General features: G+C 72.2%; 13 protein-coding genes and 1 pseudogene. 7 read left to right on the top strand and 7 right to left on the bottom strand.

Annotated features, from left to right (window positions below; genetic code table 11):
• Positions 1-5: 5 nt before the first annotated feature.
• Both BXA10_RS23725 and BXA10_RS23720 read right to left on the bottom strand, forming a co-directional pair.
• Complete coding sequence (locus tag BXA10_RS23725; protein WP_076473040.1) at positions 6-266, bottom strand: hypothetical protein; 261 nt, start codon at positions 264-266, stop codon at positions 6-8.
• A gap of 193 nt (positions 267-459) precedes the next feature.
• Positions 460-828, bottom strand: a pseudogene (locus BXA10_RS23720) (hypothetical protein); the annotation flags it as partial.
• A gap of 231 nt (positions 829-1059) precedes the next feature.
• Between BXA10_RS23720 and BXA10_RS23715 the strand changes: the two are divergent.
• From BXA10_RS23715 to BXA10_RS23705, 3 genes are read left to right on the top strand one after another with little or no spacing between them, the layout of a single operon-like run.
• Entirely contained in the window at positions 1060-3618 is a 2559-nt protein-coding gene (locus tag BXA10_RS23715) for an ATP-dependent Clp protease ATP-binding subunit (protein ID WP_076473039.1), read from the top strand.
• Positions 3615-3836 (top strand): hypothetical protein, encoded by a 222-nt coding sequence (locus tag BXA10_RS23710; protein WP_076473038.1) that lies wholly within the window; start codon positions 3615-3617, stop codon positions 3834-3836. Before BXA10_RS23715 ends, BXA10_RS23710 begins: the two co-directional genes overlap by 4 nt.
• Positions 3836-4186, top strand: a complete 351-nt coding sequence (locus tag BXA10_RS23705) for a DUF3140 domain-containing protein (protein WP_076473037.1) — start codon at positions 3836-3838, stop codon at positions 4184-4186. The genes BXA10_RS23710 and BXA10_RS23705 overlap by 1 nt, the downstream gene beginning before the upstream one ends.
• Before the next feature lie 94 nt (positions 4187-4280).
• Here BXA10_RS23705 and BXA10_RS23700 read toward each other — a convergent pair whose 3' ends face one another.
• The 3 genes from BXA10_RS23700 to BXA10_RS23690 form a co-directional block, all read right to left on the bottom strand.
• Positions 4281-4526, bottom strand: a complete 246-nt coding sequence (locus BXA10_RS23700) for a hypothetical protein (RefSeq protein WP_076473036.1) — start codon at positions 4524-4526, stop codon at positions 4281-4283.
• A 19-nt stretch (positions 4527-4545) separates the two neighbouring features.
• The gene (locus BXA10_RS23695; RefSeq protein WP_076473035.1) at positions 4546-5553 is read right to left on the bottom strand and encodes a LysR family transcriptional regulator; all 1008 of its coding nucleotides are present in this window, start codon (positions 5551-5553) and stop codon (positions 4546-4548) included.
• Positions 5554-5627: 74 nt separating this feature from the next.
• Positions 5628-6227: a hemerythrin domain-containing protein gene (locus BXA10_RS23690; protein ID WP_076473034.1), complete on the bottom strand. Its 600-nt coding sequence runs from the start codon at positions 6225-6227 to the stop codon at positions 5628-5630.
• Between the two features lie 180 nt (positions 6228-6407).
• Between BXA10_RS23690 and BXA10_RS23685 the strand changes: the two genes are divergently transcribed.
• On the top strand, positions 6408-7736 hold the full coding sequence (locus tag BXA10_RS23685; RefSeq protein ID WP_076473033.1) for a M20/M25/M40 family metallo-hydrolase: 1329 nt from the start codon (positions 6408-6410) through the stop codon (positions 7734-7736).
• 57 nt (positions 7737-7793) lie between these two features.
• Positions 7794-8450 (top strand): hypothetical protein, encoded by a 657-nt coding sequence (locus BXA10_RS23680; protein WP_076473032.1) that lies wholly within the window; start codon positions 7794-7796, stop codon positions 8448-8450.
• Between the two features lie 66 nt (positions 8451-8516).
• Here the strand turns inward: BXA10_RS23680 and BXA10_RS23675 are convergent, their stop codons facing one another.
• A complete protein-coding gene (locus BXA10_RS23675; protein WP_076473031.1) occupies positions 8517-8708 on the bottom strand; it encodes a DUF5703 family protein in 192 nt (63 codons plus the stop codon).
• 110 nt (positions 8709-8818) lie between these two features.
• On the bottom strand, positions 8819-9790 hold the full coding sequence (locus BXA10_RS23670) for an aldo/keto reductase (protein ID WP_076473030.1): 972 nt from the start codon (positions 9788-9790) through the stop codon (positions 8819-8821).
• A gap of 193 nt (positions 9791-9983) precedes the next feature.
• On the opposite strand from BXA10_RS23670, the gene BXA10_RS23665 reads away from it, so the two are divergent.
• Positions 9984-11036 (top strand): LLM class F420-dependent oxidoreductase, encoded by a 1053-nt coding sequence (locus BXA10_RS23665; RefSeq protein ID WP_076473029.1) that lies wholly within the window; start codon positions 9984-9986, stop codon positions 11034-11036.
• Positions 11033-11869 carry an undecaprenyl-diphosphate phosphatase gene (locus BXA10_RS23660; RefSeq protein WP_076473028.1) on the top strand — a complete coding sequence of 279 codons (837 nt, stop codon included), beginning with the start codon at positions 11033-11035 and terminating at the stop codon, positions 11867-11869. Before BXA10_RS23665 ends, BXA10_RS23660 begins: the two co-directional genes overlap by 4 nt.
• Positions 11870-12567 lie beyond the last annotated feature (698 nt).

Here is a 12567-nt window from a genome sequence, read left to right as displayed (position 1 = left end):
CGTGCCTACAGGGCCGCGACGTAGAGCTGCGCCTGCTCGACGGCCACCAGGGTGGCCGCGAGGCACTCCTCCAGCTCCTGGCCGGCCTGGGTCAGCGAGGCCTGTGCCGCGCTGACCGTCTCGTGTTCGCTGCCCTCCAACGCTCCGGCCAGGGTCTGCTGCGCCTCGGCCAGTTTCTCGCCGGCGGCCTGGACGGCGCTCTGGCCGTCGCCGATCTGTTCCAGTGCAACGTCGATGGCGGCCTTGAGCTCGGCGACGCTCGCCACGGGGGTACCTCCTGGGGGCAGGGAGGCCTTCATTAGAGCCTATCCGTACGGCGGGAAGACATCCGCCCTGTCAGTGTTCCTGCCCCGGTGACCGCTTGTCACCCTGAAGCGCCCGGAGTCCGATTGGCGGGACACTGGAGGCATCTTGCGTCTCCATCGCGGGCCCCGTCCGCCGGTTCTCCGCGGCGTCGAGCAGCCAGCGCGGTCCGTACACCTCCGCACCCTCCGTGGCGACCCGTTCCCGCAGCTCACGGTCGGCCGTGACGACGATGCGCCGGCGTTGCGGGGCGGCCCGGACCAGGTCGACGATGGCGTCGTCGCCCGATCCCCGGGCGGAGACCACCTCGACCCCCGGCACGGCCGGTACGTCCCGGGCGCGGCCCTCCACCACCAGCACCACCAGCACCGGCGGCAGCAGCTGCGGGGGCACCCCGACCTCGCCCACCCCGGCGAGCGAGTCGCGTAACCGGGCGGTCGCCCCGGCCCGGTCCCGCCACCACCCGTCCGGGCGCGAGCCGACCACGTTCGCGGCGTCCACGATCAGCAGCGGCCGTACGTCCATGGCCACAGCCTGCCATTCCGGCCGCCCACCGCTCCGGCGATGCCGGCTCCCGGCGCGTCGCGGGTGGCTTCCGACGTGTCGGCGGGCGGCTCCCGGCGCGTCGGCGCGCGGCGGGCCGGGGTCCGGAACGAGAAGGCGGACGCCCGGCCCCGGTGGAACCCTCGCGGCGTTTGTCGGGCCGACCGCCGGGTAGCCCCTGCCGACCGTCGCGCGCGACTGCGGAGGACAGAGATGATGGGACCCGGCGACTTCGGCACCGACCCGTGGGACGAGTTCCTGGCCCGGTACTTCGGCCGTGGCGAGGGTGGGCGCCGACCGCCGCACCGGGTCGACATCACCCGGCTGATGACCGCCGACGCGCGGGAGATGCTGGCCGACGCGGCACGGCGCGCGGCGCAACGGCAGAGCAGTGACCTGGACACCGACCACCTGCTCTGGGCGGCGCTGCAGCGCGAGCCACTGCGCGACCTGGTACGGCGGGCCGGCGCGGACCCCGACACCCTGCTCAACGCGCTGGGCGGGCGCGGCGACGGGGCGCCCCGAGGCGAGGTGCCCCCGAACCTGTCGCTCACCCCGGCGGCGAAGCGGGCGCTGCTCGACGCCCACCAACTCTCCCGCGCGATGGGCGCCAACTACATCGGCCCGGAGCACATCCTGATGGCGTTGCCGCTGAACCCGGAGTCACCGGCCGGCCGGATGCTCGCCGCCGGGCGGATCCAGCCCGAGTCGTTGCAGGCCGCCAACGCCGAGCGGGGGCCGATGACCGGCCCGCGGCCGGACCGGGGCACGCCGACCCTCGACCAGTACGGGCAGGACCTCACCGACCTGGCCCACAACGACCAGATCGACCCGGTCATCGGCCGCGCCGACGAGATCGAGCAGGCCGTGGAGATCCTCTCCCGGCGGACGAAGAACAACCCGGTTCTCATCGGCGAGGCCGGCGTCGGCAAGACCGCCATCGTCGAAGGCCTGGCGGAGCGGATCTGTGACGGCGACGTGCCGCAGACCCTGCTGGGTAAGCGGGTCATCCAGTTGGACCTGGCCGGGCTGGTCGCCGGCACGCGCTACCGCGGCGACTTCGAGGAACGACTGAAGAAGGTGATCGACGAGATCCGGGCCCACCGGGAGGAGCTGATCATCTTCCTCGACGAGATCCACACTCTGGTGGGCGCGGGTGGCGCCGGCAGCGAGGGCGGCATGGACGCGAGCAACATGCTCAAGCCGGCGCTGGCCCGTGGCGAGCTGCGGGTGATCGGCGCGACCACGCTCGACGAGTACCGCAAGAGCATCGAGAAGGACGCCGCGCTGGCCCGGCGGTTCCAGCCGGTGCTGGTGCCCGAGCCGAGCGTCGACGACACCGTTGCCATCCTGCGCGGGCTGCGCGACCGGTACGAGGCGCACCACCAGGTGCGGTTCACCGACGAGGCGCTGATCGCCGCCGCCGAGCTCTCCGACCGGTACGTCACCGACCGGTTCCTGCCGGACAAGGCGATCGACCTGATCGACCAGGCGGGCGCCCGGGTGCGGCTGCGTACCCGGACCCCGGCCGCGGACGTGCGGGACCTGGAGCGGCAGCTCGACGAGGTGCGCCGGGACAAGGAGCAGGCGGTCGCCGACGAGAAGTACGAACGCGCCTCCGCCCTGCGCGACCGGATCGCCGAGCTGGAGGATCAGGTGCGCCGGGCGCACGGCGAGGACGGCACCGGCGGCTCGCAGGTGCCCGAGGTGGGGCCGCAGGAGATCGCCGAGGTGGTTTCCCGTGCCACCGGCATCCCGGTCGCCCAACTCACCGAGGAGGAACGGGACCGGCTGCTGCGTCTGGAGGGGCACCTGCACGAGCGGGTGGTCGGGCAGGACGACGCGGTCTCCGCGGTCGCCGAGGCCGTCCGCCGCTCGCGGACCGGTCTGGCCGACCCGGAGCGGCCGATGGGCAGCTTCCTCTTCCTCGGCCCGACCGGCGTGGGGAAGACCGAGCTGGCCCGCGCCCTCGCGGAGGCGCTCTTCGGCGAGTCGGACCGGATGGTCCGGGTGGACATGAGCGAGTTCCAGGAGCGGCACACCGTGAGCCGCCTGGTGGGCGCGCCTCCGGGATACGTCGGCTACGAGGAGGCCGGGCAGCTCACCGAGGCGGTACGCCGCCGCCCGTACGCGGTGGTGCTGCTCGACGAGATCGAGAAGGCGCACCCTGACGTGTTCAACATCCTGCTCCAGGTGCTCGACGACGGGCGGCTCACCGACGGCCAGGGTCGCACCGTCAACTTCAAGAACACGGTTTTGATCATGACGAGCAACCTCGGCTCGGAACTGATCACCGGGACTCAGCGTGCCGTCGGGTTCGGCGCGGGTGAGCCCGGCAGCGAGCAGGAGAGCGACGAGTTGCGGGAACGGTTGATGCGCCGGCTCCAGGAGAACTTCCGGCCGGAGTTCCTCAACCGCATCGACGAGGTGATCATCTTCCGTCGGCTGGAGGCCGCGCAGCTACGTCAGATCACGGAGCTGCTGCTGGAGGAGACCCGCCGCCGGATGCACGCCCAGGACATCGAGGTGGACTTCACCACCGCCGGCATCGACTGGCTCGCCGAGCACGGCTACCAGCCGGAGTTCGGGGCCCGCCCGCTGCGCCGCGTGATCCAGCGCGAGGTGGACAACCAGCTCTCCCGGATGCTGCTGGCGTCGGACATCTCACCCGGCCAGAAGGTCACTGTGGACGCCCGCGACGGTGCGCTCACCTTCGACGTCGCCGCCGGCGAGCGAGGCTATACCGCGGCCACGACGTCGCATCCGCGATGAGCCGGCCGGAGCGGCCCGAGCCGGAGCGTCCGCCCGAGACGGAGAAGCCTCCGGAGACGGAGGAGCCGCGGGAGGAGTCCGAGCACGCCGAGCCGATCCAGGCCCGACCCACGGCCAACCCGGCTCGGGTCCGCATGCCGGCGGAAGGCTGGCGCCGCAAGACCGACGACGAGGCAGACCCGGAGGCGTCCGGGCCGCCACCCGGAGAGGAGACCTGATGGTACGCGAGCAGCGGCTCGATCCCGAGGTTGAGGTGCTCTGGGACGACTTCCACGCGCAGGTCAACGTCCCGTCCGAACAGCTGCGACAGTGGCTGCTGACCCGCGGCTCGGGTGAGGAGGCGTTCGGCCCCGACCCGGACCTCAACCTGCCGGAGCCGGGGCGGCACATCCTGCGGGTGCTGACCAAACGGAAGGTGGACCTCACCCCGGAGGACATCGAGGTGATGCGGGACGCCGTCGACCGTATCCAGTCCCTGGTGGACGCCCGGCCGCCGCGCGGCAACGCCGACGACGAGTGGCGGCACTCTCTGCTGGATCTCGGACACGACATCCTGGTGGAACGCTGACCCCACCCCGCACCCACGCACCCACCGCCACCCCACCCGGTTCCCCGCCGACCGTCGGCCGGGTGCCCCCGGGGGCGGGTGGGGTGGGGGTGGGTCAGGTGCCCTGGTCGGACTCCAGGCTGGCGATGGTCAGGCCGGCCGCGTCGGCGGCCGCCTCCCGGTCGGCGCGCATCTGCTCCTCCCGGGTGACGAGGTTGGCGTACTCGGTGAACTCCGCCGGTCCGGGCACCTCGGGAAGCCGGCGCAGGAACGCCTCGACGTCCTGGGCGGCGGCGGTGTGCGCGGCGGCGGCGCGGCGAAGCAGGTCACGGTCGTCTGCGGCGGCGGAAGCGTCGGTCATGGGGCCGTGATACCCGTCGCTACGCCGTTCGCACCCTGTTCGCGTCGGCGACCGGGCCGGGAGCGCCCGACCGGCGGACGCCGAACTCCGGGTTGGCCACCAGCCAGGCCAGGTACGCCGGGTGTGGGGTCAGTGAGTCGTCGTACGCGGCCTGCGCCGTCCGCAGCACCAGCTCGGCGACCCGGGCCGCGGGGGAGTCGGGATGCCAGCCGAACATCAACCGCCAGCGCAGCGGCACCCCGGCCAGCCGGCGGGTGACCAGCCCCGCGGGTGGGCGGAACGTGGCCTGGCAGAGCGCCACCGCCTCGCCGGCGTCCACCAGGTCCACGCAACCGCGTACGTCCGTCTCGTACAGCTTGCGGGGTGTGAAGCCGGCGCGGGCGCACGCGGCGGCGAAACAGTCTCCGAAGCAGCCGTCGCCCGGCGCCGCCACCCACTGCTCGTGGCGCAGGTCGACGAGCTGGACCTCGTCCCGGTCGGCCAGCGGGTGGGTCTCCGGCAGCAGCACCAGCACCGGGTCGATCGAGACTTCCCGCCAGCTGAGCCCGAACTCGGCCGACGGGTTGGAGTCGCCGCAGACGCCGGTCAGCACGAAGTCGAGCCGGCCGCCGACGACCAGCTGCGCCAACTCGTCCACCGACCAGGACGCGTACATGGTGATCTGCGCCTGCGGCTGCTCGGCCGCGAGCCGGTGCACGAGCCGGCCGAGGATCGGGCTGTTCACCCCGCCGAACCGGTACCGCCGCGGCGCGTCCGCGGCCCCGGCGAGACGGGCCGCCTCGTCCTGCAACCCCTTCATGGCGGGCAGCAGCACCCGTGCCCGGGCGAGCACCAACTCGCCGAGGGCGGTCGGCCGAGCGCCGCGACGGTCCCGCTCGAAGAGCGGTCCGCCCAGTGTGCGTTCGATGCGTTGGAGCTGGGCGGTGAGCGCCGGCTGGGCCAGGCCGAGCGTCGACGCGGCCTTGGTCACGCTTCCCGTCTCGGCGATGGCGCACACCACCCGAAGGTGTCGCAGCTCCAGATTCATACCGTGACGGTATGACCCCGCTCCGGCCTGGGGAAGAGCCAGATGGATCGGCGATTATGGATGAATGTCGCCGATCAGTCGCGTGGCTCGTCCGGAAGGTCGGCGAGGTGCGTCGGCCGGCCGGTCACCGCGTCCCGGACCTTGTCCACCACGCCCAGGGCCGGCTCGACGACCCGGTTCCAAGGAGGGGTCGCCGGGGTGTCCGGATGCGGCCGGGTCGGCGCGGCCTCCTCGGCGATCTCCAAGCGGTTGCCGAGCCGGATGAGTTCCTCCTCGGTCGCCGCCGCACGCAAGGCGGCGATCAGTGTGCCCACCTCGTCCACGTGCCGGTGGACCCGCCCGGCCACCTCGCCGGGCCCGTCCTTGGCCAGCGTCCGTAGGGCGCCGAGCAGGGCGGCGTCCGCGTCGAGGGTCCGGTCCACCTGTACGGCAGAGGCGGGCACCGCCGCCCGTACCGCCGGCAGCAGGTACTGCTCCTCCGCGGAGAGGTGCCGCGACAACGCGGCGGTCAGCACCGCCAGCTGCTCGTCGGCGACGGAGCCGGGCCCGGGGAGCCGTTCGAGCAGGTCCAGCAGTTGCCGGTGCTCGTGCTCGACGATGTCGGCGATGCTGCGACCACCGGGCCGGAAGCCCTCGTCGGGGGTGGGTGGCAACGGCGGCAGGGGGACGGTCATCGTGCTCTCCTCGTCTGGCCGGGGGGCGTGCTCGGGGGAGGTGCGGTCGCGGGCGGGCGGTACCCGGCGCCACACGGCGCGAAACCGCCGCGTGCCCCGCCCGCGTCGGACGTGGTGGCGCGATACCGCCGACCCGCCCGCGGGGAATCCGCCGGGCACCGCGGCTGGTATGAAGAAGCGATGACGAGCGACGCCACCTCCGACCGACCCGTACCCACCGACGAGGTCGTCGACCTCTGCCGCGACCTGCTCCGGATCGACACCTCCAACACGGGCGACAACGACACCAGCGCGGGCGAGCGCGCCGCCGCCGAGTACGTGGCGGAGAAGCTCGCCGAGGTCGGCGTCGAGACCCAGATCCACGAGTCCGCCCCCGGTCGGGCCAATGTCGTCGCCCGGATCGCCGGCACCGACCCGAGCCGGGGCGCCCTGCTGGTGCACGGCCACCTCGACGTGGTGCCGGCCGACGCGGACGAGTGGTCGGTGCACCCGTTCTCCGGCGAGGTCCGCGACGGCTACCTGTGGGGTCGCGGCGCGATCGACATGAAGGACTTCGACGCGATGGTGCTCGCCGTCGTGCGGCACTGGCAGCGCACCGGCGTACGCCCCAGCCGCGACATCGTGCTCGCGTACACCGCTGACGAGGAGGCGGGCGGCGACTACGGGGCGCACTGGCTCACCCGGCAGCACCGCGACGTCTTCGACGGCTGCACCGAGGCGATCGGCGAGGTGGGCGGCTTCTCCTACTCCGTCGACGACGCCCGGCGGCTCTACCTGATCGAGACCGCCGAGAAGGGAGTGGACTGGCTGCGGCTGCACGCGAAGGGCCGCCCGGGGCACGGCTCGATGGTCCACGACGACAATGCCGTCACCGCCCTCGCCGAAGCCGTCGCCCGCATCGGCCGGCACCGCTTCCCGATGGTGGTCACCCCGACCGTGCGAGCCTTCCTCGAGGAGGTCTCCGAGCTGCTCGGCATCGAGCTGGACCCGGAGGACCCGGAGGCGGCGATCGCCAAGCTCGGTCCGATCGCCAACATCATCGGGGCCACGATCCGCAACACCGCCAATCCCACCCGCCTCGCCGCCGGCTACAAGGACAACGTCATCCCCGGCCGGGCCACCGCCACCATCGACTGCCGCAGCCTGCCCGGCCAGTCGGAGCTGCTGGAGGCGCAGCTGCGTGAGCTGATCGGGCCGGACATCGACATCGAGTACATCCAGCGCCAGCCCGCCATCGAGACCACCTTCGACGGTGACCTGGTCGACGCGATGTCCGCCGCGCTGCGCGCCGAGGACCCGGGCGCGCACCCGGTGCCGTACATGCTCTCCGGCGGCACCGACGCGAAGGCCTTCGCTCAGCTCGGCATCCGCTGCTTCGGCTTCGCCCCGCTGCGCCTGCCGGCCGATCTGAACTTCTCCGCGTTGTTCCACGGCATTGACGAGCGGGTTCCGGTGGACGGGCTACAGTTCGGCGTGCGGGTTCTCGACCGGTTCCTCCGTACCTGCTGACCCGTCTTCGGTTGCTGCGCCCGCGCGGCACCTCCCATCGTGAAGGGAACACCACGCATGACCGACCAGCACGGTGAGCTGGACTCCGCTCTCGAGCGGGTGATCGACGCAGCCCGGCGTCACCTGTCCGCGGTAATCGCCGCCGACGGTCGCATAGACGACGACGACGTCTGGCAGGCGTACGTCGAGTTGAACAACGCCTCCCACGCCTACGACGAGCGGCTCCTGGACGCCTTCGGTGAAGTCACGCCGTGGGACGTCGAGGCGATCGACCCGGACGAGGCCGACGCGCGCTTCGGCGGCGCCACGGAGAACGTCGAGGCCACCGACCCGTACCCGCGGGTGATCTCGGTACGCCAGCGCCGCGACTACCGGGTGCCCAGCATCGCCGCGCTGATGCGGGTCGCCGAGGCCGCCCGGCGCGACAGCACGCCCGAGGACGACGAGCCGGCGCCGGTCGAGGGGGTCGGGGAGGCGGTGCTGGAGCTGCTGCAGAGCGGCGACGGCTCGCTCGGCGCGCTGGACATCCCGGAGCTGGAGCCGCTCGACGGGGTGGTGATGGTCAGCGAGGTCGGCACCCCGGTCGACCTGGAGTCGTTCGAGGACGACGACGCGGTCGGCCCGTTCCAGCCGGCCGCCGACGACCGGCTGATCGGGCGCCTCGACGAGCACCCGTTCCTGGAACTCGACGACGAGCACGATCACGTCCACTAGGCGGCACCGCCCCGGGGCCCGGCCGTGCGGCACGGGCCCCGGGGCGTACGCCGTGGCGGGTCGGCGTCAGTACGACAGACCCGGCTGCGGCTGGTTGACCCGGCGACGGCGCAGCATCACCTGCCGCGTGCCGTCCCGGAACAGCCGCACCCGGGCCAACTCCCATCCGGAGAACTCCGCCTGGATCGCCAGCTGCGTCGCGGCAGTCAGCCGGTCGACGTTCGGTGGCAACCGCAGCGGTGCGTATTCGTAGTCCATGTGCCCTATGCTGCCCAGGCCGGCGGCGCTCCGCCACCCCCTGCCGGGTGATCGAGACCGCTGCCGCAGGGGGTTCGTGCCCGCCCGTGGCGCCGTGGCCGGTTCGCCTGTCAGCTGTCGCGCTCCGGGTAGCCGACCGGCACCGCCGAGACGTCCTCCAGCGCCGTGATGATCTCCTCCGGCAGCGTCATCCGCTCCACCTGCAGGGCGCCGAGCAACTGGCCGACCGTACGGGCGCCGAGGATCGGAGCCGTCACGCCGGGCCGGTCCCGTACCCAGGCCAGCGCCACCTCCAGCGGCGAGACACCCAGCCCGCCGGCCGCCGTGGCCACCGCCTCGACGATGCTGGAGCAGCGTGGCTCGAGATAGGTGGCGACGAACCGCTCGAAGTGCGGCGAGGCGGCGCGGGAGTCGGCCGGACGGCCGTGCCGGTACTTGCCGGTCAGCACACCCCGCCCGAGCGGCGACCAGGGCAGCACACCCAGGCCGAGCGCGTCGCAGGCCGGCAGCACCTCCCGCTCCACGCCCCGCTCCAGCAGCGAGTACTCCACCTGCGCGGCCACCACGGGCGACCGCCCAGGCCAGGCCGCCTGCCAGGCCGCCGCCCGTGCGGTCTGCCAGCCGGAGAAGTTCGACACCCCCACGTACCGCACCCGGCCACTGGCCACCGCGTGGTCGAGCGCCGCCAGGGTCTCCTCCAGCGGGGTGTCCGGGTCGTAGCCGTGCACCTGGAACAGGTCGACGTGATCCGTGCCGAGGCGACGCAGCGAGGCGTCGAGCGTACGCAGCAGATGGCCCCGGGAGTTGTCACGGCGCCGGCCGTTGCCCGGCCGCAGCCCCGCCTTCGTGGCGATCAGCAGCTCGTCGCGCGGGACCAGGGTGCCGAGCAGCGACCCGATCACCGACTCGGCGTCGCCGTCGCCGTAGACGTCGGCCGTGTCGATCAGGTTGCCGCCCGCGTCGAGGTAACTCTTCAGCTGGGCGGCCGCATCGTCGGCATCGGTGTCCCGACCCCAGGTCATGGTGCCGAGCGCGAGCCGCGAAACCGCCAACCCGCTTCGGCCGAGCGGTCGCTGTTGCATGGGTGAACCTTATTTCGAACACGGCGCAACCGATATCCTCGCTCCGTTCATGTCTACCGGGTTCTGCCGGTGTTCCTGCCGCCTCAACGTCCGAATCCGCCCACCCCACCGCCTTTTCGGTGAGCCGGTGATCCAGTCCGTCATCGGCATTGCGTAACCTGATGCGACCTGTGGAGCCGATGGGGGAGGACCATTGCGACTCGGGCTCAGCCTCGGATATCAGACGGCGTGGAGCACACCAGCCGATCATCTGGCCCTCGCTCAGGAGGCGGAGCGGCTGGGTTTCTCGGTGGTGTGGGCGGCGGAAGCGTACGGCTCCGACTCGCCCAGCATGCTGGCCTGGATCGCCGGGCAGACCGAACGGATCGATGTCGGCAGCGCGGTGATGCAGATCCCCGCGCGCACACCCGCCGCCACCGCGATGACCGCCGCCACCATCGACACCATCTCCGGCGGCCGGTTCCGGCTGGGCCTGGGGGTGTCCGGGCCGCAGGTCTCCGAAGGCTGGCACGGCGTCCGCTTCGGTAAGCCCCTCGCGCGTACCCGCGAGTTCGTGGACATCGTCAAGCTGGCCGTCGCCCGCAAGGAGGTCGCGTACGCCGGCGAGCACTACACTCTGCCGCTGCCCGACGGTCCGGGCAAGGCGCTGCGATTGAGTTTCCATCCGCCACGCGACCACATACCCATCTACCTGGCCGCCGTCGGCCCGAAGAACCTCGAGCTCGCCGGTGAGATCGCCGACGGTTGGCTCGCCGTCTTCTACGCCCCCGAGTTCGCGCAGGAGCAGCTCGCCGCGGTGCGCGCCGGACGGGAGCGGGTCGGTAAGGAACTGGACGGCTTCGACGTGGTGCCGTCCGTGCCGGTGGTCGTCGGCGACGACGTGGCCGCCTGCGCCGAGCTGGTCCGCTGGTACGCGGCGCTCTACGTCGGTGGCATGGGCAGCCGGAAGCAGAACTTCTACAACCAGCTGGCCACGCGCATGGGATACGGCGACGCGGCCCGCGAGGTGCAGGACCTCTACCTGGCCAAGCGGCAACGGGACGCCGCCGCCGCGGTGCCGCTGGAGCTCATCGACCGTACGTCGCTGCTCGGGCCGAAGGAGCGCATCGCCGAACGGATGCGGGAGTACGCGGCCGCCGGCGTCACCACGCTGTCGGTGAACCTGTTCGTGGCCGACCGGGACAGCGGTGTGCAGACCCTGCGTACCGTCGCCGAGGCGCTGGACATTGCTGGAGTCGGCGAGTGACCTGGGTCGAGGCCATCGTCCTGGGCATCGTCCAGGGGCTCACGGAATTCCTGCCGGTCAGCTCGTCGGGGCATCTGCGGATCACCTCCGCGATCTTCTTCGGGCGGGACGCGGGCGCGTCGTTCACCGCGGTGACCCAGCTCGGCACCGAGGCGGCCGTACTGATCTACTTCGCCAAGGACATCTGGCGGATAACCCGTACCTGGGTCGTCGGGATCTGGGACAGCTCGGTGCGTTCCAGCCTGGACTACCGGATGGCCTGGTACGTGATCGTCGGCACCATCCCCATCGGGATCTTCGGCTTCCTGTTCAAGGACCAGATCCGTACCGCCGGCCGGAACCTCTGGCTGGTGGCCACGACGCTCATCGTGTTCGCGTTCGTGCTCGCCTTCGCCGAGTACTGGGGCCGCCAGACCCGCGCCCTGGAGAACTTCCGGATGCGCGACGGCATCGTCATGGGCTTCGCCCAGGCCATGGCGTTGATCCCGGGGGTGTCCCGGTCCGGCGGCACGCTCACCGCCGGTCTGCTGCTCAACCTCACCCGCGAGACGGCGGCCCGCTACTCGTTCCTGCTGGCCATCCCGGCGGTGGTGCTGTCCGGCGTGTTCAGCCTCGGGGACGTGTTCGAACCCGCGGCGCCGGGCACCGCGGCCCCGACCGTCGCCATGCTGATCGTGGCCACGATCATCGCCTTCGGCATCGGGTACGCCGCCATCGCCTGGCTGCTGCGCTACGTAGCCCACCACACCCTGTACCTCTTCGTGCTGTACCGGGTGGCCCTGGGCACGCTGGTCCTCGCGCTGCTGATGACCGGCACCATCAGCGCCACCTGAGCGCCGACCCCTCCGCCGCCGGCCGGCCCCCACCCGTGGGGGCCGGCCGGCGCCTTGTCGACCGCCTGCTCTGCACCCCGATACGCACCGGTTGCCGGGGCCTGGTCGCGTTCGGCGAGCGTCCGGTGTCGTCTCGCGGGACCGAGAATGGAGGCCGCGGGCTGAGATGCGCCCAGCCGTTGGTGTCGAGTGAGACGCGCCCAGCCGTTGGTGTCGAAGCGGGCGGGCGAGTGGTCGGACGGCCCGGGGTGGCGTTCTTCTGCTCGCTCGCGGATCTTGGACAGTTTCGGTTCGCGCTGATCGGCAACTGTCCAAGATCTGCGGGTCAGTGCGCCGGGCGCTGGCGGTATGCGGATGGACCGCTGGCCCGGCTGTGCGTTGGGTGCGCCGCTGCGTCCGCTCGGGGCGTGTGCCGGCGCCGTCGTTGCTCGGTCTCCTGGGATCGGCCGGGTATGCCGTTGGCCGGCACCCGGGTTCGGGTGCCGGCCAGCGGTTCACGCTCGTGCCTGTGTGCTTGTGTGGGTTTGTCAGCTGTTCCAGTAGTGGCCGACGAGGTCGGCGGCCTGCTGTTCCCACTGGGCGTAGGCGTCCGGGTAGGCCGACACCTGCACGGTCTGGGCGGCCTGGGTCAGCGGCATGTCGTGCCAGCCGTCGACCTGCTTCAAACCCTTCAGGAACGCGGTGGTGGCGTACTGCGG

Source organism: Micromonospora avicenniae (genome assembly GCF_900156065.1).
Classification (GTDB): domain Bacteria; phylum Actinomycetota; class Actinomycetes; order Mycobacteriales; family Micromonosporaceae; genus Micromonospora; species Micromonospora avicenniae.
This window is presented reverse-complemented; position numbering and strand designations above follow the sequence as displayed.

Bases quoted from the DNA above. Each gene is read 5' to 3' on its own strand.
- BXA10_RS23715 (WP_076473039.1), top strand. From the start codon at position 1,060: ATGATGGGACCCGGCGACTTCGGCACCGACCCGTGGGACGAGTTCCTG.
- BXA10_RS23710 (WP_076473038.1), top strand. From the start codon at position 3,615: ATGAGCCGGCCGGAGCGGCCCGAGCCGGAGCGTCCGCCCGAGACGGAG.
- BXA10_RS23705 (WP_076473037.1), top strand. From the start codon at position 3,836: ATGGTACGCGAGCAGCGGCTCGATCCCGAGGTTGAGGTGCTCTGGGAC.
- BXA10_RS23700 (WP_076473036.1), bottom strand. From the start codon at position 4,526: ATGACCGACGCTTCCGCCGCCGCAGACGACCGTGACCTGCTTCGCCGC.
- BXA10_RS23695 (WP_076473035.1), bottom strand. From the start codon at position 5,553: ATGAATCTGGAGCTGCGACACCTTCGGGTGGTGTGCGCCATCGCCGAG.
- BXA10_RS23690 (WP_076473034.1), bottom strand. From the start codon at position 6,227: ATGACCGTCCCCCTGCCGCCGTTGCCACCCACCCCCGACGAGGGCTTC.
- BXA10_RS23685 (WP_076473033.1), top strand. From the start codon at position 6,408: ATGACGAGCGACGCCACCTCCGACCGACCCGTACCCACCGACGAGGTC.
- BXA10_RS23680 (WP_076473032.1), top strand. From the start codon at position 7,794: ATGACCGACCAGCACGGTGAGCTGGACTCCGCTCTCGAGCGGGTGATC.
- BXA10_RS23675 (WP_076473031.1), bottom strand. From the start codon at position 8,708: ATGGACTACGAATACGCACCGCTGCGGTTGCCACCGAACGTCGACCGG.
- BXA10_RS23670 (WP_076473030.1), bottom strand. From the start codon at position 9,790: ATGCAACAGCGACCGCTCGGCCGAAGCGGGTTGGCGGTTTCGCGGCTC.